Source organism: Ensifer sp. ENS08 (assembly GCF_014852195.1).
In the GTDB taxonomy this organism is placed as follows: Bacteria; Pseudomonadota; Alphaproteobacteria; order Rhizobiales; family Rhizobiaceae; genus Ensifer; species Ensifer adhaerens.
This window is the reverse complement of sequence record NZ_JACVBF010000056.1, coordinates 1-578: the sequence shown is the minus strand read 5'-3', so window position 1 is coordinate 578 and position 578 is coordinate 1. Positions and strand designations below refer to the sequence as shown.

Annotated in this window: 1 protein-coding gene; it reads right to left on the bottom strand. The window is 64.0% G+C overall.

Annotated features, from left to right (window positions below):
* Positions 1–578, bottom strand: a 578-nt coding sequence (locus tag IB272_RS34480; RefSeq protein WP_192445896.1) for an aldehyde dehydrogenase family protein, incomplete at both ends; no start/stop codon positions are given.

The window sequence follows — 578 nt, the reverse complement described above, 5'->3', positions numbered from 1 at the left end:
GCGATATGCTCCTCGACCTTTTCCAGCGCCGCCTTGTCGATCAGCGGGCCAAGGATCACGCCTTCGTCGAGACCGTTGCCGATCTTCAGCTTGGCGACCGCCTTGGCGAGCTTGTCGGAGAAGGCATCATAGACCTTGTCCTGCACATAGATGCGGTTGGCGCACACGCAGGTCTGGCCGTTGTTGCGGAACTTGGCGATCAGCGCGCCTTCGACCGCGGCATCGAGATCGGCATCGTCGAAGACGATGAACGGTGCATTGCCGCCGAGTTCCAGCCCGAGCTTCTTGATGGTGGCAGCACTCTGGCGATAGAGCTCGGCCCCCACCTCCGTCGAGCCGGTGAAGGTCAGCTTGCGCACGACCGGGTTCGAGGTCATCTCGGCGCCGATCTCGCGGGCAGAACCGGTGATGACGCTGAACAGGCCCTTCGGCAGGCCTGCACGCTCGGCAAGGATCGCAATGGCGATCGCCGAGAACGGCGTCTGGGCAGCCGGCTTCAACACCATGGCGCAGCCGGCGGCAAAGGCCGGGCCGGCCTTGCGGGTGATCATCGCATTGGGGAAGTTCCAGGGCGTGAT